This window comes from Roseococcus pinisoli (assembly GCF_018413645.1).
GTDB lineage: Bacteria > Pseudomonadota > Alphaproteobacteria > Acetobacterales > Acetobacteraceae > Roseococcus > Roseococcus pinisoli.
Genome location: NZ_JAHCDA010000005.1, coordinates 56,783 through 83,430, shown reverse-complemented (window position 1 = coordinate 83,430; position 26,648 = coordinate 56,783). Strand labels below are relative to the sequence as shown.

Genomic DNA, 26,648 nt, shown 5'->3' with positions numbered 1-26,648 from the left:
CGGGGAGGCCTGGCCCTTTCCTGACCTGTCGGAAAACAAGAAACCGAGGATTCGCGAGGCTCCATGACATCACGTCTCTCATGGCCGGACCTGGTGGCCGGCCTGGTTGTCCTGGGCTTCGGCCTCATCGGCTTCTGGCAGGCCAGCGTCATCCCGGTCTCGCCGCTCTATGCGCAGGTCGGCCCCAAGGCCATTCCCTATGTCGTCGCCGCCGGGCTGACGGCGCTGGGCATCGGCCTCACCATCTCGGCGCTGCGCGGCGGCTGGTCGCATGAGAATCCCGAGATGGCGGAGGCCGGGCCGCTGAACCGCCGCGCGATGGGCCTGCTTCTCGCCGGGCTGCTGGTGAACCTGGTCCTGATCGTCCCCGCGGGCTTCTCCATCGCGGCCTCGGCGCAGTTCGTGCTGGTGGCGGCCGCCTTCGGCAGCCGCTCCATGTTGCGGGACCTGCTGATCGCCCTGCCGCTGACGCTGCTGGTCTGGTTCCTCTTCGTGCAGGGCCTCGGCGTGAATATCGGCGCCGGGCTGCTCGAGAGCTTCATTCTCCGCCTGATGGGCCAGGAGCCGGTCTGATGAACGCGATCGACGGACTTTCCCTGGGCTTCTCGCATGCCTTCAGCCTCGGCAACCTGGGCTGGGCGCTGCTGGGCTGCTTCCTCGGCACCGCGGTCGGCGTGCTGCCGGGCATCGGGCCGGCGCTGACCATCGCGCTGCTGCTGCCCATCACCTACCAGGTGAGCGCGACCGGTGCCTTCATCCTCTTCTGCGGCGTCTTCTACGGCGCGATGTATGGCGGCAGCACCACCTCCATCCTGCTGAACACGCCGGGGGAGTCCGGCTCCATCATCACGGCCCTCGAGGGGGCGAAGATGGCGCGCAACGGCCGCGCGGGGCCGGCGCTGGCGACCTCGGCGGTGGGCAGCTTCGTGGCCGGCGTGGTGGGCACGCTGGGCATCGCCTTCCTCGGCCCCGTCGTCGTGGACTTCGCGCTCGTGCTCGGGCCGGCCGAGTATTTCTCGCTGATGCTGCTCTGCTTCGTCACCGTCTCGGCGGTGCTGGGCGGCTCGCCGCTGCGGGGGCTGACCAGCCTGTTCTTCGGGCTCTCGCTGGGCCTCGTCGGCATCGACCTGCAGACCGGCCAACCCCGCATGACCTTCGGACTGCCCGAGCTCTTCGATGGCGTGAACGTCGTGCTCGTCGCGGTCGCGCTCTTCGCGGTGGCGGAGGCGCTGCACATGGCCTGGAACCACGTGGACGGGAAGGTGCAGGTGCTGCCGGTGGGCCGGCTCTGGCTCTCGCGCACGGACCTCAAGCGCAGCTTCTGGCCCTGGATCCGCGGCGCGGGGCTGGGCTTCCCCTTCGGCGTGATGCCCGCCGGCGGCACCGAGATGCCGACCATGCTGAGCTACTACGCGGAGAAGAAGCTGGTCGCGCCCGAATACGCCCATGAATTCGGCACGACGGGCGCCATCGAGGGCGTGGCCGGGCCGGAGGCCGCGAACAATGCGGCCGCCGCCGGCATCCTGGTGCCGATGCTGACGCTGGGCCTGCCCACCAGCGCGACGGCCGCGATCATGCTGTCCGCTTTCCAGAGCTACGGCATCCAGCCGGGGCCGCTGCTTTTCCAGACCCAGGCCGATCTGGTCTGGACGCTGATCGCCAGCCTGTTCATCGCCAATGTCATGCTGGTGGTGCTGAACCTGCCGCTGGTCGGCCTCTGGGTGAAGATCCTGAAGATCCCAACGCCGCAGCTCTATGCCGGCATCCTGGTCTTCGCGACGATCGGCACCTACGGCATCTCCAACTCGGTCACGGACCTGCTGCTGCTCTACGGCATCGGCATCATCGGCATGTTCATGCGGCGCTTCGACTTCCCGGTGGCGCCAGTGATCATCGGCATGATCTTGGGACCCATGGCGGAACAGGCGCTGCGGCAGGCCATGACCATCAGCGAGGGCGACTGGACCACCTTCGTGACCCGCCCCGGCAGCCTCATCATCCTGATCCTGGCGGCTCTGGCCCTGTTCGGGCCCCGCCTCTACGCCCTGGCGACGCGGCGCCGCCGGACGGCCGCTACCGCGAGCGTCGACAGCTAGGAGGGCCGGGCGGGCAGGGGAGGTCGCTCCGCTGCCCACCCACCCGATGCCGCCTCTTCTGACGATGATGCGTTTCGACCTCTATCGGGCGAAGCGCGGCGCAGGGTATCTGCTCGATGCCCAGCCCGCCTGGCTCGAAGCATCGTCATCGAGGATCATTGCCCCCTTGCTTCCGCCGACGCCCGCCCCGCCCGCCCTGGGCCGCCCCCGGCCGCTTCCTGACGGGACTGCGGCGGCGGTCGCCATGATGGCGCCCCATCTCGCGGCCATTCGTCGATATGGGCCCGGAAATGATGGGCTCACCCGCCCCCTCGAACCCCTTCTGACAGGCTTCTGAACATGCCGGAGGCCCCCCTGCTCAAGCCCGAGGACGGCAGCCCGGTGCAGGAGCACCGCCGCCGCTGGGTCTCGCCCCTGCTCCGGCGGATCCTTCTGGTGAACGCGTTGCCGCCCGCCCTGCTGGCCGCGGCACTGCTGTATCTTGACCAGTATCAGAACGGGCTCATGGCCGCCGAGGTCGAGGCCATGCGCAACCAAGCGCGCATCTATGCCGGCGCCATCGCCGAGGCCGCCGTCCGCGTCCAGGACGACCGTGCCGTGCTGGTGCCCGAACAGGCGCGGCCGCTGCTGCGCCGCCTCGTCGAGCCCTCGCCGAACACCCAGGCGCGGCTTTTCGACACGGCGGGCCTCGTCGTGGCCGACAGCCGGGTGCGGGAAGGGGTCGGCGGCGCCGTCGTCACCGAGCCGCTGCCCGCGCCGGCCTCCCGCGGCGCGCTCTCCTCCTCGCTGTCCGGCGCCTATGAGTGGATGCTGAACCTGGTGCCCAACCGGTCGGCCAATCCCGTCGTGCTCGACACGACGCCCGATGCCCAGAGCTTCGACTGGCAGCCGGACCTCGGGCCCGAGCGCCAGGCCGAGCTGCGCCTGGCGCTGGAGGGGGGCGTCACCCCCTATATCCGCCGCACGCCGGACGGCCGCCTGTTGGTCTCCGTCGCCGAGCCCGCACGGCGCGGGGCGCAGGCCGTGGGCATCGTGTTGCTGACGCGCGAGGCGCGCGAGGTGGATGAGCGCCTCTTCGAGATCCGCGCCAGCGTGCTCGGCCTCTTCTGCCTGGCACTCGTCCTCACCGTCGCCGTCTCGCTCTACCTGGCGCGCACGATCGCCACGCCTATCCTTCAGCTGGCCGGTGCCGCGGCCGAGATGCGGCAGGGCAAGGGCCGAACCGGCAGCGTCCCCAGCGCGCTGCTGGAGCGCCGCGACGAGATCGGCGTGCTGGCGCGCGACCTCCAGGCGGCCGCCCGCGCGCTCTGGGCCCGGATCGACGCCAATGAGCGTTTCGCCGCCGATGTGGCGCATGAGCTGAAGAACCCTCTGACCAGCGTGCGCAGCGCCATCGAGACGCTCCGCCGGGTCGAGGACAAGGCGCAGCAGCACCGGCTGCTCTCCATTATCGCCAATGACGCGGTGCGCATGGACCGGCTGATCGGCGATATCTCCGACAGCTCGCGCGTCGATGCCGAGCTGTCGCGCAGCATCGCCGAGCCCGTGGATATCGGCCCCATCCTCGCCGTGCTGGTGGAACTGCACAACACGACCCGTAAGCCGCGCGACCCGGAGATGATCCTCGAGGCGCCGGACAAGCTGGTGGCGATGGGCGTGGAGGACCGGGTCGTGCAGGTCATCCGCAACCTGCTCGGCAATGCGATCTCCTTCAGCCCGGAGGAGGGCCATGTCTGGCTCCGCGCGCGGGAGACCGCGACCGAGGTGGAGCTGACCGTCGAGGACGAGGGGCCCGGCATCCCCGATGCCCGGCTGGAGGGGATCTTCGACCGCTTCTATTCGGAGCGTCCGAGCGGGGAGCGGTTCGGCCAGCATTCCGGGCTCGGCCTCTCCATCTCGCGCCAGATCATCGAAGGGCTGCGCGGGCGGATCAGCGCCGAGAACCGGCGCGATGCGGAGGGGAAGGTCCTGGGCGCGCGCTTCGTGGTGCGGCTGCCGCGGGGATAGGTCGCGTAACCGCTTCCGGAGTATCGCATCCCCAGCGAACGGAATGTATCCTTCCTCTTATGGCAATCCCTATGAGGACGATGTCTTGAAGGCCCCCCTCCACGAAACGCTTCTCGATCAGACACTGCGCGAGGCGGTTCAGGATAAAGCCACCGTCTCCGCCGAGGGGCGGTCTCTGGGGCGGCTGACCCATGGTGTTTCCGTGCGGTTCCTGAAAACGCATACGGACGAGCGCGGAACCGTCACCGAGCTTTACGACCCGCGCTGGGGCTTTCACCCCGAACCGCTTGTCTTCTCTTATACCTTTACGATCCGTCCCGGCGTGGTGAAGGGGTGGAATCTTCATCGCCGGCACGAGGATCGCTACGCCATTTTGCAGGGGCGGATGGCGTTGGTCCTCTTCGATCCCCGGCCTGACAGCCCGACATGCGGAGAGGTGTGCCGCATCGTTCTTTCCGAGCACGAGCGCTGCCTGGTGAACGTGCCGATCAACGTCTGGCATGCGGATCACAACATCGGCTCGAGTGACGTCGTGATCGTGAACTTTCCCACCATCCAGTACGACCATGCGGCGCCGGACAAGTGGCGCCTGCCTCTCGACACACCATTGATTCCCTACCGTTTTCCTGAGGGAACCACGGGAGGATGACGGGCACGCCGCGTTTCTCGGTTCTGCTGCCCACTCATAACCGGGCCGACGTCCTGGGCTTCGCCATCCAGTCCGTGCTCGCCCAGACGGAGCCGGATTTCGAGCTTCTCGTCGTCGCTGATGGATGCACCGACGGCACGCGCGATGTCATGGCAGCCTTCGAGGACCCGCGGATCCGCTTTTTCGATTTGCCGAAGGCGCCGCATTTTGGTTACGCGAACCGCAACCTGGCGCTGCGCGAGGCCCGGGGGCGGCTCATCGCTTTCGCCGCGCATGATGATTTGCTGTTGCCCGATCATCTGGCCCTGATGGGGGATCTGCTGGACAGCGAGGGGGCCTCCTGGGGCTACAGCCGCCCTCTCTGGGTCTCCACCGACGGCGTCATCGTCCCTTTCGCCACCGATCTGGGCCTTCCGGGCGGCCTCCAGGATTTCCATCGAGGCAACACGATCCCCGCTGCCTGCGTCGTACATACGAAGGAGGCGCTGCATCAGGCGGGATTCTGGCCGGAGGATGTGCCCGCCGCCGCCGATTGGGTGCTGTGGCGCCGCATGCTGGGAATAGGGGCGCTCCCGCCCGCCTACCTCCGCCAGCCGACCAACCTGCATTTCAGTGCGGATTGGAAAAAATCCCGCTTCTCGGCAAGTGCGGAGGTGGAGCGCCTGGTGGGAATCGCCGACGCAGCCGACTGGTGGCCTGGCATCCTGCGGCATCCCCCCATCATGGAGGTTGAGCAGGCGACACTGTGGCGCGTCATGCGGGCAGGGGGCGAGCCCTGGGTCGCCGGGCTGCGCTCCGCGGTGAGCCAGGTCCTCGACCGGATTGCCTGGACGGCCATCCGGGAGACTTTACCCGGTCTTGACGCGGCACGGGTGGAGGTAGCCGGCGCCCAGGCGCGGGAAGCGGCGGCTTTAGCCCAGTTGGACGAGCACCGACAGGCGATGGAGTGTGAGCGGCAGGCCCGAATGAACGCCGAGGCGGCGAGCATGCGGGGGGATGCGGTCCGGGCGGAGCTTGATGCCTGCAGGGCGCGAGAGGCGGCGGCTCTGGCCCAGTTGGACGGGCACCGACAGGCGATGGAGTGTGAGCGGCAGGCCCGAATGAACGCCGAGGCGGCGAGCCTGCGGGGGGACGCTGTCCGGGCGGAGCTCGATGCCTCCAGGGCCCGAGAGGCTGAGGCCCTCGCCGAGCTGGAAGGGCATCGGCAGGCGATCGGGATTCTTCGCGCGAGCACGTCCTGGCGCGTCACCGCGCCGCTTCGGCGGCTGGGGCAGATGCTTCGCCGCGAGCCGTCGGATCGGTCCTGATCCCGACGTCTCTCTTCGTTGCCCTTGCATCCGCTGGCCGGAACCGTCATATTCCGTGCCTTCAACACCATCCATTCTTGAGGGGGGTGGCCTTCCGGGGCCGCCTTTTTTGTTTTTTGACGATCGAACGTCCGCGACACGAAGGGCTTGACGCCCGCATTGCCGATCTGGTGGCTCCCACCATCGAGCATCTGGGTTATGAGCTCGTCCGCGTGCAGATCAGCGGCAAGGAGCGCCCCACGGTCCAGATCATGGCCGATCGTGCGGATGGTGCGCCCTTCACCGTCGAGGACTGCGAATCGATCAGCCACGCCGTGGGCGCGGTGCTCGACGTCGCCGATCCGATCAAGGCCGAGTGGATGCTGGAAGTCTCTTCCCCCGGCATCGACCGCCCGCTCACCCGCACCAAGGACTGGGAGCATTACGCCGGCCACGTGGCCACGGTGGAGATGCTGATCCCGGTCGAGGGGCGCAAGCGCTTCCGCGGGATCGTGCTCGGCGCCGATCTGGACAATGCCCGGCTTCGCCTCGACGAAGGTCCTGAAATCTCCCTGCCGCGCGACCAGATGCGTCGCGCCAAACTCGTCCTCACCGATGAACTCATCGCCGCCACGACGGCGAACAAAGGGAACTGAGACATGGCCCTGGATGTTGCGATCCCCCGCCCGGAATTTCTTCAGGTCGCCGAGGCCGTCGCCCGGGAGAAGATGATCGAGCGCGAGGAAGTGCTCGAGGCCATGGAACTGGCCATGGGCAAGGCCGGCAAGCAGAAGTACGGCCTCGAGAAGGACATCCGCGCCACCATCGACCGCAAGAACGGCGAGGTCCGCCTATCCCGCTGGAGCGAGGTGGTCGAGCAGGAGCCCGTCGAGAACGAGGATACCCAGATCCCGCTGCGCATCGCGCAGAAGGTGAAGCCGGGCATCCAGGTCGGCGAGTTCATCGTGGACCCGCTGCCGCCCATCGATTTCGGCCGCATCGCCGCGCAGACCGCCAAGCAGGTCATCGTGCAGCGCGTGCGCGAGGTCGAGCGGAAGAAGCAGTTCGACGAGTACAAGGATCGCGTCGGCGAGGTCATCAACGGCACGGTGAAGCGCACCGAGTACGGCAACCTGATGGTCGAGCTCGGCAAGGCCGAGGCGCTGCTGCGCCGCGATGAGACCATCCCCCGCGAGGCCTTCAAGAACGGCGACCGCGTCCGCGCCTATATCTACGACGTCCGTGAGGAGCCGCGCGGCCCGCAGATCTTCCTCTCGCGCACCCATCCTGGCTTCCTGGCGAAGCTCTTCGCCCAGGAGGTCCCCGAGATCTATGACGGCATTATCGAGATCAAGGCCGTCGCGCGCGATGCCGGCAGCCGGGCGAAGATGGCCGTGATCAGCCGCGACTCCTCGATCGACCCCGTCGGCGCCTGCGTCGGCATGCGCGGCTCGCGCGTGCAGGCCGTTGTCGCCGAGCTGCAGGGCGAGAAGATCGACATCATCCCCTGGAGCCAGGACATCGCGACCTTCATCGTGAACGCGATGGCGCCGGCCGAGGTCTCCAAGGTCGTGCTCGACGATGACAGCAAGCGCGTCGAGGTCGTGGTGCCGGACGAGCAGCTCTCGCTCGCCATCGGCCGCCGCGGCCAGAACGTGCGCCTGGCCTCGCAGCTCACGCGCTACGACATCGATATCCTGACCGAGGCGGGCGAATCCGAGCGCCGGCAGGAAGATTTCCGCAAGCGCAGCGGCCTCTTCGTCGAGGCGCTGGACGTGGACGACGTCATCGCCGGCCTGCTGGTGACCGAGGGCTATTCGACCATCGAGGAGATCATCGAGGTCGAGGACGAGGAGCTCGCGGGCATCGAGGGCTTCGACGAAAACATCTCGGCCGAGCTGAAGCGCCGCGGCATGGCCTTCCTTGAGGCCAAGGACGCCGAATTCGAGAATCGCCGCGTCGAGCTGGGCGTGTCGGACCAGATCGCGGAGATCGGCACCTTCACCCCCGCCATGCTGGTGGCCCTGGGCGAGGGCGGCGTGAAGTCGCTGGACGACCTGGCCGACCTGGCCTCGGACGAGCTGATCGAGATCCTGGGCGCCGACGCGATGGACGAGGAGACGGCCAACGCCGTCATCATGGCTGCCCGGTCGCATTGGTTCGGCGACGAGGAAGCCCAGGAAGTGCAGGAAGAAGGGGGAGAGGCCGCTGGCTGACCTTGCGCATTCGCCTGCGGAAGACGACATACCGGACGATGCGATCGCGCGTGAGCGTGGGCCCCTGCGGCGTTGCATCGTTACGCGGGAAGTCTTGCCGAAGGAGCGGCTGGTCCGTTTTGTCATAGGCCCTACGCGCGAGCTGGTCCCTGATCTGGGTGGACGCCTACCGGGCAGAGGCCTATGGTTGCTGGCGCGGGAAGATGTATTGCACAAGGCCCTGAAGCAGGGCGCCTTCGCCAGGGCAGCACGGGGCTCCGTAGGAGTGCCGGGCGATCTTGGCGCGCTTGTCGTTTCCGGGCTGCGGCAGCGCATCCGTGATCTTGTCGGCTTCGCAAGGCGCAGCGGCGAGGCTGTCGCGGGGCGCGAGGCGGTTCTTGACTGGCTTCGCCACGATCGCGTGGCGCTGCTGGTTCAGGCTTCAGACGGCAGCCCCGCCGAACGAAGCCGATTGGTTGGCGGCAGAGAGCTGCCGGTTCTGACTCCGCTGACGGCTGCGGAGTTGGGTGGTGTTTTCGGAAGGGATCGCGCGGTTCACGTCGCGATCTCCCCGGGTCGGATGGTGTCCTCGCTGCAGGCGGAGGCGGCTCGTTTAGCCGGCTTTCTGCCGGCAGGCGGGGTATAGGGATTGGTTTCGGAACGACGAATGAGCGACCAGAACGATCAGGATGCGGCGAAGAGCCGGTTGAGCCTCCGCCCCGCGGGCCGCTTGGAGTTGGGGAAGACTGTGGATGCCGGGAGCGTCCGGCAGAGCTTCAGCCATGGGCGCTCGAAGGTGGTCCAGGTCGAGGTCGTGAAGAAGCGCGCCCCCGTCCCTGGCACCCCGCCGGCGACGCTGCGTGCGCCGACGCCCCCCGGCCGCCCCGGTGCGCCGCGGCCCTCCACGCCCGGTGGAGCCCCGAAATCCGGCGCCCCGTCCCGTGGGCCCGCGCCGAGCGCCGGGCGTCCGCTGACGGCCGCCGAGCTCGCCACGCGCCAGCGCGTGTTGGAGGAGCAGCGCCGGGTTGAGGCCCAGCGTGAGCGCGAGCAGCGTGAGCAGCAGGCCCTCATGGTGCGCAGCGCTGCCGAGGAAGCCGCGCGCCGCGCCGAAGACGAAAGCCGCCAGCGCGAGGAGGCAGAGGCCCAGGCCCGCGCCGCCCAGGAAGAAGCCGAGCGCCAGGCGCGCCAGGCTGCCCGTGCGGCTGCTGCCGCTCCGGCGGCCCCGGTCGCCGCCGCTCCGGCCCCTGCCGCGACGCCCGCGCCGGCTCCGGCTGCGCCCGCTCCCCGTCCGGCCGTGACGGAAGCGCCGCGCCCGGCCGCGCCGCGCGTGACGCCGCTTGCCGCCCGTGCGACGCAGGGTCCGGCGCTCCGGCCGAGCAACCCGCCGCCGTCCTCCGCGCCCGGTGCGCGCCTCTCCCTGAGCCCGCGTGCCCGCGGCGAGGAAGAGGACGACCGCCGTGGTCCGGCGCGCCGTCCCGGTGGGCCCGCGCCTGGTGGCATCAAGCGCCCCATGCCGGCGCCCGTGAAGAAGACGCCGCTCGCCGGCGATCGTCGCCGCGATGCCGGTGGCCGCATCGACGTCGCCGCCGCGATGGATGGCGAGGACGAGCGCAGCCGCTCGATGGCTTCGGTCCGCCGCGCCCGTGAGCGTGAGCGGCGGCAGCAGGAGCTGGCCCGCCTCCGCGCCGGCCAGGAGCGCGTCGTCCGCGACGTGATCATTCCCGAGACCATCACGGTCCAGGAGCTCGCCAACCGCATGGCCGCCCGTGGCGGCGAGGTGGTGAAGGCGCTGTTCCGCATGGGCGTGATGGCGACGCTGACGCAGAGCATCGACGCCGACACGGCCGAGCTGGTCGCGCAGGAATTCGGCCACCGCGTGAAGCGCGTGGCGGAGGACGACGTGGAGCTGGGCCTCGAGGGCATGGTGGACGAGGACGAGGCCCTGCAGCCGCGCCCGCCCGTCGTGACCATCATGGGCCATGTCGACCACGGCAAGACGAGCCTGCTCGACGCTCTCCGCAAGACCGACGTGGCGGCGCGCGAGGCAGGTGGCATCACCCAGCACATCGGCGCCTATCAGGTCGAGACCCCGCAGGGGAAGGTCACCTTCATCGACACGCCGGGCCACGAGGCCTTCACGGCGATGCGTGCCCGCGGCGCCGGCGTCACCGACATGGTGGTGCTGGTGGTGGCGGCCGATGACGGCGTGATGCCGCAGACGATCGAGGCCATCAAGCACGCCCGTGCCGCCGATGTTCCCCTGATCGTGGCGGTCAACAAGATCGACAAGCCGGGCATCAACCTGGATCGCGTGCGGCAGGAACTGCTGCAGCACGAGATCGTGGTCGAGAGCCTGGGCGGCGACACGCAGGAAATCCAGGTTTCGGCCACCAAGGGCACGAACCTCGACAAGCTGCTGGAAGCCATCATCCTCCAGGCCGAAATCCTCGATCTGCGCGCCAATCCGGACCGCGCGGGCGAGGGCACCGTGATCGAGAGCAAGCTCGATCGCGGCCGCGGCCCGGTGGCGACGGTGCTCGTGCAGAACGGCACGCTGAACCAGGGCGACATCGTGGTCGCCGGCTCCGAATGGGGCCGCGTGCGCGCGCTGGTCGACAATCGCGGCGCGCAGATCAAGACGGCCGGCCCGTCCTTCCCGGTCGAGATCCTGGGTCTTTCGGGCGTGCCCTCGGCCGGCGAGAACTTTGTCGCGGTCGAAAGCGAGTCCAAGGCCCGCGAGGTCAGCGAGTTCCGCCAGCGGCGGGCGCGTGACAAGGCGGCGGCGCTGCTCGGTGCGAACCGCGGCTCGCTCAACGAGATGCTGGCCCGCATTCAGGCCGGCGAGCAGAAGGAAGTGGCGGTCGTCGTCAAGGCGGACGTGCAGGGCTCGGCAGAGGCGATCAACGTCACCCTCGGCAAGCTCGGCAACGACGAGGTGCGCGTGCGCGTGCTTCACTCGGCGGTCGGCCAGATCACCGAGAGCGACATCCAGCTCGCCAAGGCGTCCAACGCCGTGGTGGTGGCCTTCAACGTCCGCGCCACGACGCAGGCCCGCGAGATGGCCCAGCGGGACGGCGTGGACATCCGCTACTACTCGATCATCTACCAGGTGTCGGACGACATCGAGGCGATCTTCAAGTCGCGCCTGGCGCCGGTGCAGCGCGAGAACTTCATTGGCTACGCGACCATCCTGCAGGTCTTCGAGGTCAAGCGCCTCGGCAACGTGGCGGGTTGCCGCGTGACCGAGGGCGTGGTGAAGCGCGGCTGCGGCGTGCGCCTGCTGCGCGAGGGCATCGTCATCCACGAGGGCGAGCTGGGTACGCTCCGCCGCTTCAAGGACGACGTCCGCGAGGTCACCAACGGCTACGAATGCGGCATGGGCTTCAAGAACTACGACGACATCCGCGTCGGCGATCAGATCGAGTGCTTCGAGACGGAGACCGTCGCGGCCGCCTGATTTCGGTCCGGCGAATGATTGGGGCGCGGCGGGTCAGCCCGCCGCGCCCTTTGCTTTTTCAGAGAGACGAGACATGGCCAAGCGCCAGCACGACACGCCCCCCGGTGCGCCCACGCAGCGCCAGCTCCGCGTCGCGGAAGAGGTCCGCCACGCACTGGCCGCCATCTTCGAGCGCGGGGATTTCCGCGACCCCGAGCTCGCCAATGCCCGCATCACGGTGACGGAGGTCCGGGCCAGCCCCGACCTCAAGCACATGACGGCCTTCATCAGCGGCCTCGGACGCGACGTGCCGAAGGAGCAGTTCGTGGCGCTGAGGCGGGCTAACGCCTTCCTGCGCGGCCAGGTGGCGAAGTCCGTGCGGCTGAAATTCGCGCCGGACCTGCATTTCCAGCCCGACAACGCGCTCGACTACGCCATGCGGATGGACGAGCTGATGAAGCGGCCCGAGGTCATGCGCGACCTTCCGGTCGAGAAGAGCGACAAGGACGAGGCAGGCTGAAGCGCCCGGTCCAGTGAGCCCGGGGCGCTTTCCCTGCCATTGTCGATAGTCTGGGGGCGGCCCGAGCCTCCGCTGCCATAACGAGGGCGGATGCCAGCCAGAACGCCGCCCGGCTCAAGACGCTCTACCCAACGGCGCCGAACCGCGTAGAACCCCCGTTTCAACTCGGATCGACTTCACCAGACATGGCACGTAACTTCCGGAAAAAGCCGCGCGGCCGCGAGATCGACGGCTGGCTCATCATCGACAAGCCCAGCGGCATCGGCAGCACCGACGTCGTGAACAAGGTGAAGCGCGCCTTCGATGCGCAGAAGGCGGGCCATGGCGGCACGCTCGACCCTCTGGCCACCGGGCTGCTGCCCATCGCCTTCGGCCATGCCACCAAGACCGTGCCCTATGTCATGGACGGCACGAAGGTCTATCGCTTCACGCTGCGCTTCGGCGAGGCGCGGGACAGCGACGATGCCGACGGCGCCGTCATCGAGACCACCGATTTCCGCCCGACCGACGAGGCGATCCGCGCCGCGCTGCCCGCCTTCACCGGCGACATCATGCAGGTGCCGCCGATCTTCTCCGCCATCAAGGTGAATGGCGAGCGCGCCTATGACCTGGCGCGAGACGGGCAGGCCGTGGCCCTGGAGGCCCGCCCCGCCCGCGTCGACCGCTTCGAGCTGGTCGCCCGCCCCGATGCCGACACGGCCGAATTCGAGGTCCAGTCCGGCAAGGGCGTCTACATGCGCTCCCTGGCGCGCGACATCGCCCGGGCCACCGGCGCGGTCGGCCATGTGGTGGCTCTGCGCCGCCTGCGGGTCGGTCCCTTCAAGGAAGCGGACGGCGTGCCCCTGGACAAGATCGTCGTGACGGGCGATACGCCTCCCCCTTCGCTGGACCTCCTTCTCCCTGTGACGACCGCGCTGGCCGACATCCCGGCACTGGCCGTCATCGAAGGGGAGGCCGCCCGCCTCAGTTTCGGCCAGGCCCTCAGCCTCGTCGATCTCATGGGTCGGGTTCCGTCCGAGGCCGATCCCGATGGGGGGCTGGTCCGCGTGATGGCAGGGGGGCGGTTCGTCGGCCTGTGTCGCCTCGAGGAGGGGATGCTGCGGCCGGAACGGTTGATGGCCTCGGCCTGAACCAACGGATCGTTTCGTTTCTCAGCTGCGACAGCAGCCAACCCGAAGGATTAGATGATGTCGATCACTGCGGAGCGCCGCCAGGCGCTTATTGCCGAGCACGCCAAGACCCCCGGCGACACCGGCAGCCCCGAAGTGCAGGTCGCCCTGCTCTCGGAGCGTATCTCCAACCTCACCGAGCACCTGAAGACCCACGCCAAGGACTTCCACAGCCGCCGTGGCCTGCTGGTTCTGGTCGGCCAGCGCCGTGGCCTGCTCGACTACGTGAAGCGCAAGGATCGCGCTCGCTACGAGGCGCTGATCGCGCGGCTCGGCCTGCGCCGCTAAGCGGCTGAACGAGCCTTCGGGCATCGTGGTGATCCGCCGGACCGTCCTTCGTGGCGGCTCCGGTGGATCCGCCGCGCCTTCCGGGGTTGGGCGGCTTCTTTGCGGACGGCATTTCCCTGCCGCCGCCCTAGCATCGCCATTACGAGCAAGCGGCGCCATGTCGCCCGCGATGCGACCTTCAGGGCGCTGAAGCTCCCGCGCCCCGGCCGATTTCTTCCTTTCATCGTCGATACGACCGCGGATCGTCTCGAAGCCGGCTGCCGGCTTTGATTCTTACTGGCGCCGCGCGCCCATCCGGTCCATAAGGCCGCCCAGCCGGTCCCGCGCCACGCGGGCTCGGCTCAACCACGCGCGCTGGCGGCGGGTTGTCAGAGCCTCCGCACCCCTGAAGGAAGACGGGTCTGGCGGCGTTTCCGGCCACATGGCTTTGCCGCGGGTGAGAGTCCCCGGCCTCCATGTGCCCCGAAGCGTCGAAAGCCTCCCTCCCTCGAAGGTGGTTTTCGCGGACGGGCTGTCACCCCGCCTCATCGCGTCCAGAAGTCCCCGCGCGCTGTGGGGCGAGAAGGACGACGCATGTTCGACAACTATTTCCGCAAGGACATCGCCTGGGGCGGTCAGATCCTGACGCTGGAGACCGGCAAGGTCGCCCGTCAGGCCGATGGCGCCGTCATGGCGCGCCTTGGCGACACCATCGTGCTCTGCACCGTGGTCGGCGCCCGCAACGTGAAGCCCGGCCAGGACTTCTTCCCGCTGACCGTGAACTACCAGGAGAAGGCCTTTGCCGCGGGCAAGATCCCCGGCGGCTTCTTCAAGCGCGAGGGCCGTCCCTCCGAGAGCGAGACCCTGATCTCGCGCCTGATCGATCGCCCGCTGCGCCCGCTCTTCCCCGAGGGCTTCCGCAACGAGGTGCAGGTCATCGCGACCGTCCTCAGCCATGACCTCGAGAACGATCCCGACATCGTGGCCCTGGTCGGCTGCTCGGCGGCGCTGACGCTGTCCGGCATTCCCTTCTTCGGCCCGGTGGGCGGCGCGCGCGTCGGCTACATCGACGGCCAGTACGTCCTCAACCCGACCGCCGCGCAGCGCAAGCTGAGCGACCTCGACCTCGTCGTCGCCGGCACCGCCGAGGGCGTGCTGATGGTCGAGTCCGAGGCGAAGGAGCTCTCCGAGGACGTGATGCTCGGCGCCGTCGAGTTCGGCCACAAGCAGTTCCAGGCCGTCATCGAGGGCATCATCTCCCTCGCCGAGGTTGCCGCGAAGGAGCCCTGGGCCGTTGGTGAGGCCGATCCGGCTGTGGCGGCGCTGAAGGCCCGCATCGCCGAGCTCGGCACCGCCTCCGTGGGCGAGGCCTACAAGATCACCGAGAAGCTGGCGCGCCAGAAGGCCGTCGGCGAGGCCAAGAAGGCCATCGTCGCCGCGCTGGAGGCCGAGGGTGCCGATGTCGGCGCCGCGAAGGGCCTGCTGAAGGAGCTCGAGGCGGATGTGGTCCGCAACGCGATCCTGGACACCGGCCTGCGCATCGACGGCCGCGACACCAAGACGGTCCGCCCGATCCTCGCCGAGGTCGGTGTGCTGCCGCGCGCCCACGGCTCCGCGCTGTTCACCCGTGGCGAGACGCAGTCCCTCTGCGTCGCGACCCTGGGTACGGGCCAGGACGAGCAGGTCATCGACGCTCTCGCGGGCGAGTACCGCGAGAACTTCATGCTGCACTACAACTTCCCTCCCTACTCGGTGAACGAGACGGGCCGCATGGGCTCGCCCGGCCGTCGTGAGATCGGCCATGGCAAGCTCGCCTGGCGTGCGATCCACCCGGTCCTGCCGGAGAAGGAGAAGTTCCCGTACACGATGCGCATCGTGTCCGAGATCACGGAGTCCAACGGCTCGTCGTCGATGGCGACGGTCTGCGGCACCTCGCTCTCGCTGATGGACAGCGGCTGCCCGCTGCTGCGCCCGGTGGCCGGCATCGCCATGGGCCTGATCAAGGAAGACCGCGGCTTCGCGGTGCTCTCCGACATCCTCGGCGACGAGGATCACCTCGGCGACATGGACTTCAAGGTGGCCGGGACGGAAGCGGGCATCACCGCGCTCCAGATGGACATCAAGATCACGTCCATCACCTTCGACATCATGAAGACGGCCCTGGGCCAGGCCAAGGATGGCCGCTTCCACATCCTCGGCGAGATGGCCAAGGCCATCAGCGGCGCCCGCGGCGAGATGGCGGCCACCGCGCCGCGCATCACCGTGATCAACGTGCCGAAGGACAAGATCCGCGAAGTGATCGGCACGGGCGGCAAGGTGATCCGCGAGATCGTCGAGCAGACCGGCACGAAGATCGACATCGAGGATGACGGCACGATCAAGATCGCGTCGACCAGCCCCGAGGCGACCCAGGCCGCGATCGACCGGATCAAGGGCATCACGGCCGAGGCCGAGATCGGCACGATCTACAACGGCAAGGTGGTGAAGACCGCCGAGTTCGGCGCCTTCGTGAACTTCCTCGGCGCCAAGGACGGCCTCGTCCACATCAGCGAGCTGTCGAACGAGCGGGTGAACAAGACCACCGACGTCGTCAAGGATGGCGATGCCGTGAAGGTCAAGGTCATCGGCTTCGACGACCGAGGCAAGGTGAAGCTCTCCATGCGCGTGGTCGACCAGGCGACGGGTGCGGACATCACCGAGCAGGTCGGCGAGCGCCGCCCGCGCGAGGCGGGCGAGGGCGAGGATCGCCCCCGCCGCGACCGTGACGACCGAGGCGGCCGCGACCGCCGCCCGCGGCGCGACTAAGCTGCGGGATCGGCCGGAAGCTTTGCATTCCGGCCGAAAAACCCCATATCACGCCCGGCGCCTCTGCTTGCGCCGGGCGAATTCATGTTAGTGTCATATTGAGAAATATTCGGCAGGAACGGCGGACGGTGAAGGCGATCAACAGCATCCGCATGGGCGGCGTGGACGTGCTCCCTATCGTGGAGGGTGGCAAGGGCGTGGCCGTCAGCAACGGCCTCACGGCCGGTGCCTGGGCCGCGGCCGGCGGCGTGGGCACCTTCTCGGCCGTCAATGCCGACAGCTACGACGCGGAGGGGCGGACGATCCGGCAGATCTATACCGGCCGCACCCGCGTGGACCGGCATGAGGAGCTGGTCGCCTACGGCATCGCGGGCGGTATCGCCCAGGCGCGCGAGGCGCGCGACGTCGGCGGCAAGAATGCTCGCATCCATGCCAATATCCTCTGGGAGATGGGCGGCGCCGAGCGCGTGATCCGCGGCGTGCTGGAAGGGGCCAAGGGCCTCATCAACGGCATCACCTGCGGCGCGGGCATGCCCTATCGCCTCTCCGAGATCGCGCGCGAGTTCGGCGTGCACTACTACCCGATCGTCAGCTCCGCCCGGGCCTTCAGCGCGCTGTGGAAGCGCAGCTATTCCAAGGTCAGCGACTGGCTGGGCGGCGTCGTCTATGAGGACCCCTGGCTCGCCGGCGGCCATAACGGCCTCTCGAACGGCGAGGACCCCAAGAAGCCCGAGCGGCCCTACGAGCGCGTGCGCAAGCTGCGCGAGCAGATGCGCGCCTTCGGCCTGGACGAGACGCCCATCATCATGGCGGGCGGCGTCTGGTGGCTCGAGGAATGGGACGACTGGCTCGACAATCCGGAGCTCGGCCCCATCGCCTTCCAGTTCGGTACGCGGCCGCTGCTGACGAAGGAAAGCCCGATCAGCGACGCCTGGAAGCAGCGCCTGACCACGCTGAAGCCCGGCGACGTCCTGCTGCAGCCCTTCTCGCCCACCGGCTTCTATTCCTCGGCCGTGCGCAACGACTTCCTCCATGACCTGGAGGCGCGCAGCGAGCGGCAGGTGGCCTATACGAGCGAGCCGATCGGCGAGCATACGGCCGAATTCGGCGTGGGCCCGCGCAAGCGCCCGGTGTGGCTGACGCCGACCGACCGCGAGCATGCGGTGACCTGGACCGACCAGGGCTTCAGCGACGCGCTGCGCACGCCGGATTCCACGCTGGTCTTCGTGACGCCCGAGAATGCGCGGGAGATCGTGAAGGATCAGGTGGATTGCATGGGCTGTCTCAGCCAGTGCCGCTTCAGCAACTGGACGCAGCACGGGCCGGAGTTCAGCACGGGCAAGAAGGCCGATCCCCGCAGCTTCTGCATCCAGAAGACCCTTCAGGACATCGCGCATGACGGCAGCCTGGAGAACAACCTCATGTTCGCCGGCCACAATGCCTATCGCTTCAGCTCCGACCCCTTCTACTCCAACGGCTTCGTGCCGACGGTGAAGCAGTTGGTCGATCGGATCATCTCCGGGCGCTAGGTCATCCGGCCGGGCCGGTCACCGCTGCGATGCGGCCGGCTCGGCTAATCTTGAACTGACATCCACGTGGAAGGGGTGCATCCCCTCCACGCTGCGCGCCAGCAGCCGCGAGGCATGCTTCAGGGTGCCGGGCTCGTGTCCCGAGAAGCCCAGCATGAGCGCCTGGATCGGGCGCTCCTCCATGAACATGGGACTGACCGCCCGCGCGATGACGCCCGCGCGCTCGGCCGCCGCGGCGACCTCGGTGTCCTGCCATCCCGGCCGCAGCCGCGCCAGGAGCTTCAGCCCCTGGTCCGGTGCCTCGACGTCGAGGAAGTGGCCGCAACTCTCCCGCAGCGCCTCCACCACCGCGTCGCGCGAAAGCCGGTAGCGCTGCCGCATGCGGCGCAGGTGCTGGGCGAAATGCCCCTCGGCCAGGAAGTCCGTGACCACGCCCTCCTGGAAGACGGGTGGGTGCCAGTCGGAGAGGAGGCGGGCGGACTGGACCGGGGCCAGCAGCTCCGCCGGCAGGACGGCGTAGCCGAGCCGGAGGCCGGGAAAGAGCACCTTGCTGAAGGTGCCGATGTAGATCACCCGCCCGGCCTCATCCACGCCCTGCAGCGAGGCCAGCGGGCGGCCGGCATAGCGGAACTCGCTGTCGTAGTCGTCCTCCACGATCCAGGCGCCGGTGCGCCGCGCCCAGGCCAGCAGCTCCATCCGCCGCGCCATGGAGAGCACGACGCCCATCGGGTACTGGGAGGAGGGCGTGACATAGGCCAGCCGCGCCGTGGGCGAGGCGGCGATGCCCTCGCTCACGATCAGGCCCTGCGCATCCACCGGCACCGGCACGATCCGGGCGCCGGCCGCGGCCATGGCGGCGCGTAGCGCGGGGTAGCAGGGATCCTCGACCCAGACGGGATCGCCCGGCGCCACCACCACCTTGCGCACCAGGTCGATGGCCTGCTGCGCACCGGAGGTGACGATCACCTGGTCCGGCGTGCAGCGCACGGCCCGCGCGGCGCCGAGGTAGTTGGCGATGGCCTCGCGCAGCGCCAGCGAGCCGCGCGGGTCCCCATAGCCCAGCATGTCCGGATCGGGCGATTGCAGCCGCCGCAGCGTGAGCTGGCGCCAGATGCGCGCGGTGGCGTCGTCCCAGGAGGTGCGGCCGGTGTTGAAGGGCTGCGCGCCCGGCTGGACCATGTGGGGGATGTTGACGGCGCTCGGCCCCGGCGGGGGGAGCTTGCCCGGCGTCCGCGCGGCGGCAGGGCGCTCCAGCCCTTCCGGCAGGTCGCGCGAGACGTAGCTGCCCGCGCCCACCCGCCCCTCGATGAAGCCTTCGGCCAGGAGCTGTTCATAGGCCGCGACGACGGTGTTGCGGGCGATGCCCAGGCGCTGCGCCAGCACCCGCGTGGCGGGCAGCCGCGCTCCGGGGGGCAGGGTGCCGCCGAGGATCGCCCGGCGCAGCTCCAGGTAGACCTGGCGCAGCAGGGGCGTCCCGTTGGAGCGCTCGATGGCGAGCATCAGGAGATGGGAAAGGTCGGCGGCCATGGAGGCAGCCTAGCGAGGCGTTAGGTATTGGACCAGTGAATGTTGGTTAAATTGGCTCTCGTGAGGAGCCATTGAGCCTGCCAGCATGCGGCCTTCACCTATCCGCCAGGATTTCCGCCATGTCCGAGGTCACCGACCGCTATCCCGTCACCGAGCGCAACAAGGTCCGCCGCCTGCACGAGCGCGGGCGGCACGACTATGCCTCGGTTTACGAAATCCTGGACGCCGCGATGATCTGCCACGTCTCCTATGTCATCGACGGCCAGCCCTATTGCACGCCGACCGCCTTCTGGCGCGAGGGCAACCACCTCTACTGGCACGGTTCCTCGGCGAGCCGGATGCTGCGCACGCAGAAGCCCGGCACGCCGGTCTGCGTCACCGTCACGCATCTGGACAGCCTGGTCCTCGCGCGCTGCGGCTTCAACCACTCGGTCGACTACCGTTCGGCCATGTGCTTCGGCAACGCGCATATCATCGACGACCTCGATGAGAAGGCGAAGCTGCTGGAGTTGATGATCGACCGCTTCTATCCCGGCCGGAACGCCGAGCTGCGGCCGAGCACGACGCAGGAGCTGAAGGCGACGATGGTCATCGGCATGAACATCGACGAAGCCTCCGGCAAGGTCCGCAACAAGGGCGTCGGCGACGAGGAGGAAGATTATGCCCTCCCGATCTATGCCGCGCGCATTCCGGTGACGCAGGTGATCGGCACGCCCGAGGATTGCCCGAGGCTGGTGGAAGGCGTGCCCTTCCCGAAAGGTCTTGCAGGTTTCACCCCGGGTCGTAGGCTCGATGAGATCATGAGGGAAAGTTACAAGAAAACTTATGGCGAGACCTGATCTGGCTACCGCCTCGGCGGTCGAATTGGCGGCGATGGTGCGTGGCAAGCGCGCCTCTCCCTTGGAGATCACCGAGGCGGTTCTGGATCGGATCGGCAGGAAGAATCCTTCCCTGAACGCCTTCGTGGCGCTCGATGCCGAGGGCGCGCTGGCCCAGGCCCGCATGGCCGAGGACGCCGTGATGCGCGGCGAGGAACTGGGCCCGCTGCACGGCGTGCCCGTCACCATCAAGGACGTGCAGGCGGTGAAGGGGCTGCCGACGCGGCGGGGCTCCCGCCTCACCGACCCCGCGCCGGCGGCCCATGACGCGCCGCTGGTCGAGCGGCTTCGCCGGGCCGGGGCGATCATCCTCGGCAAGACCACCAGCACCGAGCAGGGCTGGACCGCGGTGAGCGACAGCCCGCTGACGGGCAGCACGCATAATCCCTGGATGCATGGGCGCACGGCCGGCGGTTCCTCCTCCGGCGCGGCCTCGCTCTGCGGGGCGGGCTGCGGGCCGCTGCACCTGGGCACGGATGGCGCGGGCTCGATCCGCCTGCCGGCGCATTTCTGCGGCGTGGTGGGCTTCAAGCCGACCTATGGGCGCGTGCCCTACGTGCCGGTGCCGAACAACGGCGCGCTCTCGCATGCCGGGCCGATCACGCGCTCGGCCGAGGATGCAGCGCTGATGTTCTCCGTCGTGGCCGGGCCGCACGACCTCGATCACACGACGCTGCCTGATTTCTTCCCGGCGGCCATCGCCCCGGGCGGCCTGCGGGGCCTGCGCATCGCCTATAGCCCCGATCTCGGCCATGCGCGCGTCGATCCGGACGTCGCGGCCACGGTCGAGGCGAGCCTCGACGCGTTGCGCTCGGCCGGCGCGGTCGTGGAGGAGGTGACGCCAGCCTGGGGCCCGATCGGCTCGGCGCTGGAGCGGGACATGTGGGGCATCGGCATGCGCCCCTTCCTGGCGCGCGGCGCCGAGGACACGACGAAGATGGATCCCGGCCTCGTCGCCTGCACGGAGGCCTATCGCGACTTCAACCTCGACCAGGCGCACGCGACCATGGGCCGGCGCTTCGCCTATGCCGCGGCGGTGAACTCCTGGTTCCAGGAGGCGGGCTTCGACCTCCTGGCCACACCTTCGGCCTCTGTGGCGGCCTTCCCGGTCGGCATGCAGCTTCCGCCGCATTGGCCCCAGCATCCCTGGGACTGGCTGGTCTGGGCAGAATTCTCCTATCCCTTCGATCTCTCGCACGGCCCCGCGATCTCGGTGCCCTGCGGCTTCAGCGCGGAGGGGCTGCCGGTGGGGCTGCAACTCGCCGGGCCGCGCCTGGCCGATGCGCTGGTGCTGCGCGCGGCGGCGGGCTTCCTGGCCGAGAAGCCCTTCGAGGTGACGCCCGCCACCCAGGCGTAAGCCGTTACATATCCGTTACCGATGGCCGAAAGGCCATCGGGCGGCGATGCGATGTTTACCCATAAGCAACAGAAATAACTGGACGAAATATACATTCCATTTCTTCGGAATGGGTTCGTGGGGCTGTGTCGCGACGGCAATTCCGCTTGTCGTTACGTTTTGACACATATAGATGCGAATCATTCGCACCTGGATCCTCCACATGTCCTCGCCCTTCGATCCCGACGCCGGCGTCGTCCCTTTCGTGACGGCATCCGGTTACAGCCACGTCCTGGCTTCGTCGGAAGCGGGGGAGGGGAAACCGCCCGCCACGCCGCCTGATATCGGGCTCTCCGTCTTCGTCTGCGCCCGCAACGAGGCCGCGCGGCTGCCGCAATGCCTGGAGCATCTGCGCTTCGCCGATGAGATCGTCGTCCTGCTCGACCGCAGCACGGATGCCTCGGCCGAGATCGCCCGCGCGCTCGCCGACCGCGTGGTGGAAGGCATCTTCCCGCTCGAGGGGCCGCGCCGCGCGGCCGCCCTGGCGGCCTGCCGTGGCGCCTGGGTGCTGGAGATCGACGCCGACGAGCTGGTGCCGCCCGAACTGGCCGAGGAGATCCGTCTCCTCCTCCAGGGGGCGCCGAAGGCGGACTGGTTCCTGCTGCCGGTCGATAATTATGTCGGCGGCCGCTGCGTGCGGCACGGCTGGGGCGGCTCCTTCGGCACCAGCGCCGTGGCCCGACTCTATCGGCGCGGCGGCAAGGCCTGGGGGATGGAACGCGTGCATCCGGCGGCGCGCCTGCTCGGCACCCCCGGCGGGCGCCTGCGGCACGCCCTCCGGCACGAGGTCGACACCGACGTCTCCGACATGCTGCGCCGGCTGGACCGCTACACCCAGCTCAACGCCCAGGACCTGCAGGCCGGGCGGCGGCGCCACGGTCTGCTCTCGCATGCCTTCCGGGGGCTGCGGCGGTTCTGGAAGTGCTACGTTGCCCGGCGCGGCTACCGCGAGGGCGACTGGGGCGTGATGATCGCCCTGATGGCGGCCTTCTACCCCATCCTCTCCGAGCTCCGGGCGCGGCTGGAGCCTGCAATACCCGTAAACCCCTGCCGGTCCGCGGAGCAATCGGCGGGCGAAAGCGCCGCGTGATCGCCTGGTGGCGGCTGGGCCGCGAGCTGGATCGATGGGCCGCCGCCGGACGGCGGCCCCGGCTCTGGTGGCGCGACGACGATGCCGGCGACGTTACCCTCGCCCTGGAACGGCTCGTGGAGCTCGCCTCCCGGCACCGGCTTCCGCTTGTGCTGGCGGTCATCCCCTCGGGGACGGGGCTGCCGCGGCTTGGCGCCTTCCTGGCATCCCGTCCGGGCGTCTTCGCCGCCCAACACGGCGTGGCGCATGAGAACCGGCGCCGGGCCGGTGAGCGCGACACGGAGTTCCGCGCGGAGGAGCAACCCGGCGCCATCGCCCTGCCCATTGCCACGGCCTGGCCCGCGATCGGGTCGCTGCCCCGCGCCCTGAAGCTCTACGTGCCGCCCTGGAACGACAGCCATCCGGCGCTGCACGAGGCGCTGCGGCAGGCGGGGTTCGAAGGCTTCTCGGCCGGGGAGCCGGCGGCGCTGCCGGGGCTCGGCCTTCGGCAGGCGCATGCGCAGGTCGACCTGCTGCGCTGGAAGCCGTCGCCCCGCTTCCGGGGGCGCGGGGCGACGCTCGCACGCCTGCGAAGGATGCTGCGGCTGCGCCGGCTCGCGGGTGACTGGGACGGGCCGATCGGCCTGCTGACGCACCATCTCGCCCATGACGCCGCCGCCTGGGCTTTCCTCGACGAGCTGCTGGGCCGCCTTTCCGCCGACCCACGGTTCGAATGGCTGGACCCGGCGCGGGAGCTCAGCGCGCGTCGTGCCAGCGCCGCAGCAGAAGGTAGGAGAGCAGCGTGAGCGCGCCGAAGATCACGATGCCGAGGCCCGAGACCAGCACCAGCGCCGCGAACATGCGCGGGATCTGCAACTGGTAGCCGGCCTCGAGGATGCGTGAGGCGAGGCCCGAGGAGGCCCCGCCCGTGCCCGCCACGAATTCCGCGACGATCGCGCCGATCAGCGAAAGCCCGCCCGAGATCCGCAGCCCCGCGAGGAAATAGGGCAGGGCGCCCGGCAGCTGCAGCCGCCACAGCACCTGCCAGCGGCTGGCGCGGTAGAGCCGGAACAGGTCCCGCAGGTTCGGGTCGACGCTGTTCAGCCCCTGCGTGGTGTTCGACAACACTGGGAAGAAGGCGACGATCCAGGCGCAGATCAGCAGCGCCAGCATCAGGTTGTCGGCCCAGACGATGATCAGCGGCGCGATGGCGACGATCGGCGTCACCTGCAGCACCACTGCATAGGGAAAGAGCGACATCTCGATGACGCGGGACTGCGCGAAGAGGATGGCCAGTGCCAGCCCCAGCGTCGCGGCCACCAGCAGCGCGGCGAAGGTGATCTCAAGGGTGACGAGCAGCGAGGGCGCCAGCGTGGCCCAGTCGCTCCACAGCGTCTGCGCGATCAGGGCGGGGCCGGGCAGGATATAGGGCGGCACCTCGTAATGGCGCACGCCCCATTCCCAGCCGCCCAGCACCGCCAGGCCGACGAGCAGCGGCGCGAGGACGCGCAACGCCAGGCTCATGCCGCCATGGCCCGGCCGAGCGCCTGAGAGACCGCGCGGCAATGCGCGGCATAGGCGGCGGAGGTCCGGAATTCGGGCGTCGCGCGGTCCCCGGCGGGAACATGCAGCTCGGCCGCCACGCGGCCGGGGCGCGGCGACATCACCAGGATGCGCTCGGCGAGGAAGACGCTCTCGAAGGTGGAATGGGTGACGAAGACCGCGGTGAAGCGCTCCGCCTGCCACAGCTTCAGCAGGTCGTCGTTCAGGCGGAAGCGGGTGATCTCGTCGAGCGCCGCGAAGGGCTCGTCCATCAGCAGCAGGCGCGGCCGCGTCACCAGCGCGCGCGCGATCGAGACGCGCATGCGCATGCCGCCGGAGAGCGCGCGCGGATAGGCGTCCTCGAAGCCCGCGAGCTCGACGCGGGCGAGCCATTCGGCTGCCCGGCGCTCGGCCTCGCGCCGCGGCATCCCGCCGAGCTCGAGCGGCAGCGCCACGTTGCGCAGCGCGGTGGCCCAGGGCATCAGCGTGGGCTCCTGGAAGACGAAGCCGATCTCGCGGCGCGCATCCCGCCCCCAGTCGAGGCGCCCGGCGCTGGGCTCGATCAGCCCCGCGATCATGCGCAGCAGCGTCGACTTGCCGCAGCCGGAAGGGCCCAGCAGCGCGAGGAAGTCGCCCTCCGCCACGTCGAGCGTGATGCCCTCGACGGCGATGACGCCACCCGGAAAGCTCTTCGAGACGCCGTCGAGCCGGAGGAGGGAGCCCGTCAGAGCCCGACCCGCTGGTTCACGAAACGCAGGTCATAGGCACGGCGGAAATCCAGCCCCGGCTGATAGACGCCCGCATCGCGCATGGTGTTGTAGAAGCGCTCCCATCGCGCATCGGTCATGGCGCCCACGCCCAGCGTCGTCGCATCGCCCGAGATCACGATGCCGGCGGCGTTCATGGCATCGACGGCATAGGTGATGCGCTCCTCGGTCATCTCCGGATTGTCGCGCAGGATGAGGCGGTTCGCGGCCGCGGCGTCCTGCCCCTTCATGTACTGGGTCCAGCCCTCGATGCTCGCATTCACGAAGCGCTGCACGACATCGGGCTTGCGGTCCACGAAGCTGCGATGGATGTCGATCGTGGTCTGGTAGTTCTCGTAGCCGGCATCGGCGATGAGGAAGGTTCGGGGATCGGCGCCGGCCTTTCGTGCCGAGAAGGGCTCGGAGGAAAGGAAGCCCTGCTGGATGGCCATGCGGTCCAGCAGGAAGGGCTGCAGATTGAAGGTGTAGGGGCGCACCTGCGCATCGGTGAAACCGAAGCGGGATTTCAGGAAGGGCCAGTAGGTCACGCGGCCGGCGGCGCCCACCAGGATGGGCTTGCCGCGCATGTCCTCGAAGCTCTCGATGCCGTTGCCCGCATGGGTCATCAGCACCTGCGGGTCCTTCTGCATCATGGCCGCGATGGTGAGGGCGGGGATGTTCTCGCGCACATAGGCCAGCGCCTGGAAGCCGTTGGACATCACCATATCCACGCGGCTCGTGAGCATGAGGCGGATGGGGTCGATCTGCGGGCCGCCCTGACGCAGCTCGCATTCGATGCCGTGGCGGCGATAGATGCCGGCGGCCACGGCCTGGTAGTAGCCGCCCTGCTCGGCCTGGGCGCGCCAGTTGGTGTGGAAGGAGACGCGGTCCAGGCTCTGCGGCACGGCCACGCGCGCGCCCGGCACCGCGGCGAGGAAAAGCCCCCCCAGGGCGCGGCGTTGAATTCGGTAGCGCGTGCGCATCGCGGTCTCCTGTCCCGGCGGCAGGACTATGTGGCGTTGAGGCGCCGGAGCGCCAGGGTGCCGCTAGCCGTGCGCCATCGCTGCCTGGGGCGTCTTGCGGAAGCTGATGGCCAGCCGGTTGTAGAGGTTCATCAGCCCGATCGCGATGGTGAGGTCCGAGAGCTCCTTCGGCTCGAAGACGGCGGCGGCGGCCGCGTAATCGGCATCGGGCACCTCCGTCTGGGCGACGCGGGTCACCGTCTCGGCCCAGGCCAGGGCCGCGCGCTCCCGCGTGTCGAAGAGCGCGCCGGCCTCGCGCCAGGCCGGCACCAGCACCAGCTTCTCGACGGCCAGCCCATGCTTCAGCAGGTCGCGCGAATGCTGGTCGATGCAATAGGCGCAGCCGTTGATCTGGGAAACGCGCAGATAGACGAGGTCGACCAGCTGCGCCGGCAGGCCGGATTGCTGGATGTAGCCATAGACCCCGCCCAGGGCCTTCACGCCACCGGGCGCGGCGGCGGCGTAGTCGATCCTCGTGCTCATCCTGGTCTCCCTTTCGTTGGCGTTCC

General features: G+C 69.1%; 23 protein-coding genes. 18 read left to right on the top strand and 5 right to left on the bottom strand.

Annotated elements, in window-relative coordinates; genetic code table 11:
- Positions 1 to 63: 63 nt before the first annotated feature.
- From KHU32_RS21170 to KHU32_RS21105, 14 genes are all read left to right on the top strand, one after another.
- Positions 64 to 573 (top strand): tripartite tricarboxylate transporter TctB family protein, encoded by a 510-nt coding sequence (locus tag KHU32_RS21170; RefSeq protein WP_213672168.1) that lies wholly within the window; start codon positions 64 to 66, stop codon positions 571 to 573.
- A complete protein-coding gene (locus KHU32_RS21165; RefSeq protein ID WP_213672167.1) occupies positions 573 to 2,096 on the top strand; it encodes a tripartite tricarboxylate transporter permease in 1,524 nt (507 codons plus the stop codon). The genes KHU32_RS21170 and KHU32_RS21165 overlap by 1 nt, the downstream gene beginning before the upstream one ends.
- A gap of 339 nt (positions 2,097 to 2,435) precedes the next feature.
- Complete coding sequence (locus tag KHU32_RS21160) at positions 2,436 to 4,103, top strand: stimulus-sensing domain-containing protein (protein WP_213672166.1); 1,668 nt, start codon at positions 2,436 to 2,438, stop codon at positions 4,101 to 4,103.
- A gap of 85 nt (positions 4,104 to 4,188) precedes the next feature.
- Complete coding sequence (locus KHU32_RS21155) at positions 4,189 to 4,752, top strand: polysaccharide biosynthesis C-terminal domain-containing protein (protein ID WP_213672165.1); 564 nt, start codon at positions 4,189 to 4,191, stop codon at positions 4,750 to 4,752.
- Positions 4,749 to 6,059 (top strand): glycosyltransferase, encoded by a 1,311-nt coding sequence (locus KHU32_RS21150; protein WP_213672164.1) that lies wholly within the window; start codon positions 4,749 to 4,751, stop codon positions 6,057 to 6,059. Before KHU32_RS21155 ends, KHU32_RS21150 begins: the two co-directional genes overlap by 4 nt.
- A 116-nt stretch (positions 6,060 to 6,175) precedes the next feature.
- Positions 6,176 to 6,694 carry a ribosome maturation factor RimP gene (rimP, locus tag KHU32_RS21145; protein ID WP_249681489.1) on the top strand — a complete coding sequence of 173 codons (519 nt, stop codon included), beginning with the start codon at positions 6,176 to 6,178 and terminating at the stop codon, positions 6,692 to 6,694.
- Between the two features lie 3 nt (positions 6,695 to 6,697).
- Positions 6,698 to 8,254: a transcription termination factor NusA gene (gene nusA, locus KHU32_RS21140; RefSeq protein WP_213672162.1), complete on the top strand. Its 1,557-nt coding sequence runs from the start codon at positions 6,698 to 6,700 to the stop codon at positions 8,252 to 8,254.
- Complete coding sequence (locus KHU32_RS21135; RefSeq protein ID WP_347265586.1) at positions 8,181 to 8,879, top strand: RNA-binding protein; 699 nt, start codon at positions 8,181 to 8,183, stop codon at positions 8,877 to 8,879. The genes nusA and KHU32_RS21135 overlap by 74 nt, the downstream gene beginning before the upstream one ends.
- A 21-nt stretch (positions 8,880 to 8,900) precedes the next feature.
- On the top strand, positions 8,901 to 11,690 hold the full coding sequence (infB, locus tag KHU32_RS21130) for a translation initiation factor IF-2 (RefSeq protein ID WP_213672161.1): 2,790 nt from the start codon (positions 8,901 to 8,903) through the stop codon (positions 11,688 to 11,690).
- A 73-nt stretch (positions 11,691 to 11,763) separates the two neighbouring features.
- Positions 11,764 to 12,189, top strand: coding sequence for a 30S ribosome-binding factor RbfA (gene rbfA, locus KHU32_RS21125; protein WP_213672160.1), 426 nt, complete (start codon positions 11,764 to 11,766; stop codon positions 12,187 to 12,189).
- A gap of 185 nt (positions 12,190 to 12,374) precedes the next feature.
- The gene (gene truB / locus KHU32_RS21120; protein ID WP_213672159.1) at positions 12,375 to 13,319 is read left to right on the top strand and encodes a tRNA pseudouridine(55) synthase TruB; all 945 of its coding nucleotides are present in this window, start codon (positions 12,375 to 12,377) and stop codon (positions 13,317 to 13,319) included.
- 57 nt (positions 13,320 to 13,376) lie between these two features.
- Entirely contained in the window at positions 13,377 to 13,646 is a 270-nt protein-coding gene (gene rpsO / locus KHU32_RS21115; RefSeq protein WP_213672347.1) for a 30S ribosomal protein S15, read from the top strand.
- 573 nt (positions 13,647 to 14,219) lie between these two features.
- Positions 14,220 to 16,430, top strand: a complete 2,211-nt coding sequence (gene pnp / locus KHU32_RS21110; RefSeq protein ID WP_213672158.1) for a polyribonucleotide nucleotidyltransferase — start codon at positions 14,220 to 14,222, stop codon at positions 16,428 to 16,430.
- Positions 16,431 to 16,558: 128 nt separating this feature from the next.
- Positions 16,559 to 17,959, top strand: a complete 1,401-nt coding sequence (locus KHU32_RS21105; RefSeq protein ID WP_213672157.1) for an NAD(P)H-dependent flavin oxidoreductase — start codon at positions 16,559 to 16,561, stop codon at positions 17,957 to 17,959.
- Positions 17,960 to 17,977: 18 nt separating this feature from the next.
- Here the strand turns inward: KHU32_RS21105 and pdxR are convergent, their stop codons facing one another.
- Entirely contained in the window at positions 17,978 to 19,486 is a 1,509-nt protein-coding gene (gene pdxR / locus KHU32_RS21100) for a MocR-like pyridoxine biosynthesis transcription factor PdxR (protein WP_213672156.1), read from the bottom strand.
- Positions 19,487 to 19,605: 119 nt separating this feature from the next.
- Between pdxR and KHU32_RS21095 the strand changes: the two genes are divergently transcribed.
- From KHU32_RS21095 to KHU32_RS21080, 4 genes are all read left to right on the top strand, one after another.
- Entirely contained in the window at positions 19,606 to 20,325 is a 720-nt protein-coding gene (locus KHU32_RS21095; RefSeq protein ID WP_213672155.1) for a pyridoxamine 5'-phosphate oxidase family protein, read from the top strand.
- The gene (locus tag KHU32_RS21090; RefSeq protein WP_213672154.1) at positions 20,312 to 21,721 is read left to right on the top strand and encodes an amidase family protein; all 1,410 of its coding nucleotides are present in this window, start codon (positions 20,312 to 20,314) and stop codon (positions 21,719 to 21,721) included. Before KHU32_RS21095 ends, KHU32_RS21090 begins: the two co-directional genes overlap by 14 nt.
- Positions 21,722 to 21,893: 172 nt before the next feature.
- Complete coding sequence (locus KHU32_RS21085) at positions 21,894 to 22,850, top strand: glycosyltransferase family 2 protein (protein WP_249681488.1); 957 nt, start codon at positions 21,894 to 21,896, stop codon at positions 22,848 to 22,850.
- The gene (locus tag KHU32_RS21080; protein ID WP_213672153.1) at positions 22,847 to 23,635 is read left to right on the top strand and encodes a polysaccharide deacetylase family protein; all 789 of its coding nucleotides are present in this window, start codon (positions 22,847 to 22,849) and stop codon (positions 23,633 to 23,635) included. Before KHU32_RS21085 ends, KHU32_RS21080 begins: the two co-directional genes overlap by 4 nt.
- On the opposite strand, the gene KHU32_RS21075 is transcribed toward KHU32_RS21080, so the two are convergent.
- From KHU32_RS21075 to KHU32_RS21060, 4 genes are all read right to left on the bottom strand, one after another.
- Positions 23,586 to 24,353 (bottom strand): ABC transporter permease, encoded by a 768-nt coding sequence (locus tag KHU32_RS21075; RefSeq protein ID WP_213672152.1) that lies wholly within the window; start codon positions 24,351 to 24,353, stop codon positions 23,586 to 23,588. The genes KHU32_RS21080 and KHU32_RS21075 overlap by 50 nt on opposite strands.
- Positions 24,350 to 25,027 carry an ABC transporter ATP-binding protein gene (locus KHU32_RS21070; RefSeq protein WP_347265585.1) on the bottom strand — a complete coding sequence of 226 codons (678 nt, stop codon included), beginning with the start codon at positions 25,025 to 25,027 and terminating at the stop codon, positions 24,350 to 24,352. The genes KHU32_RS21075 and KHU32_RS21070 overlap by 4 nt, the downstream gene beginning before the upstream one ends.
- Positions 25,028 to 25,095: 68 nt before the next feature.
- Positions 25,096 to 26,100 (bottom strand): ABC transporter substrate-binding protein, encoded by a 1,005-nt coding sequence (locus tag KHU32_RS21065; protein ID WP_213672151.1) that lies wholly within the window; start codon positions 26,098 to 26,100, stop codon positions 25,096 to 25,098.
- A gap of 63 nt (positions 26,101 to 26,163) precedes the next feature.
- Positions 26,164 to 26,622 carry a carboxymuconolactone decarboxylase family protein gene (locus KHU32_RS21060; RefSeq protein ID WP_213672150.1) on the bottom strand — a complete coding sequence of 153 codons (459 nt, stop codon included), beginning with the start codon at positions 26,620 to 26,622 and terminating at the stop codon, positions 26,164 to 26,166.
- Positions 26,623 to 26,648 lie beyond the last annotated feature (26 nt).

Coding starts and splice junctions, on each gene's coding strand:
- pnp (WP_213672158.1), top strand. CDS start 14,220: ATGTTCGACAACTATTTCCGCAAGGACATCGCCTGGGGCGGTCAGATC.
- rbfA (WP_213672160.1), top strand. CDS start 11,764: ATGGCCAAGCGCCAGCACGACACGCCCCCCGGTGCGCCCACGCAGCGC.
- KHU32_RS21075 (WP_213672152.1), bottom strand. CDS start 24,353: ATGAGCCTGGCGTTGCGCGTCCTCGCGCCGCTGCTCGTCGGCCTGGCG.
- KHU32_RS21160 (WP_213672166.1), top strand. CDS start 2,436: ATGCCGGAGGCCCCCCTGCTCAAGCCCGAGGACGGCAGCCCGGTGCAG.
- KHU32_RS21065 (WP_213672151.1), bottom strand. CDS start 26,100: ATGCGCACGCGCTACCGAATTCAACGCCGCGCCCTGGGGGGGCTTTTC.
- KHU32_RS21165 (WP_213672167.1), top strand. CDS start 573: ATGAACGCGATCGACGGACTTTCCCTGGGCTTCTCGCATGCCTTCAGC.
- KHU32_RS21085 (WP_249681488.1), top strand. CDS start 21,894: ATGCGAATCATTCGCACCTGGATCCTCCACATGTCCTCGCCCTTCGAT.
- KHU32_RS21090 (WP_213672154.1), top strand. CDS start 20,312: ATGGCGAGACCTGATCTGGCTACCGCCTCGGCGGTCGAATTGGCGGCG.
- truB (WP_213672159.1), top strand. CDS start 12,375: ATGGCACGTAACTTCCGGAAAAAGCCGCGCGGCCGCGAGATCGACGGC.
- KHU32_RS21095 (WP_213672155.1), top strand. CDS start 19,606: ATGTCCGAGGTCACCGACCGCTATCCCGTCACCGAGCGCAACAAGGTC.
- infB (WP_213672161.1), top strand. CDS start 8,901: ATGAGCGACCAGAACGATCAGGATGCGGCGAAGAGCCGGTTGAGCCTC.
- nusA (WP_213672162.1), top strand. CDS start 6,698: ATGGCCCTGGATGTTGCGATCCCCCGCCCGGAATTTCTTCAGGTCGCC.
- pdxR (WP_213672156.1), bottom strand. CDS start 19,486: ATGGCCGCCGACCTTTCCCATCTCCTGATGCTCGCCATCGAGCGCTCC.
- KHU32_RS21060 (WP_213672150.1), bottom strand. CDS start 26,622: ATGAGCACGAGGATCGACTACGCCGCCGCCGCGCCCGGTGGCGTGAAG.
- rpsO (WP_213672347.1), top strand. CDS start 13,377: ATGTCGATCACTGCGGAGCGCCGCCAGGCGCTTATTGCCGAGCACGCC.
- KHU32_RS21150 (WP_213672164.1), top strand. CDS start 4,749: ATGACGGGCACGCCGCGTTTCTCGGTTCTGCTGCCCACTCATAACCGG.
- KHU32_RS21170 (WP_213672168.1), top strand. CDS start 64: ATGACATCACGTCTCTCATGGCCGGACCTGGTGGCCGGCCTGGTTGTC.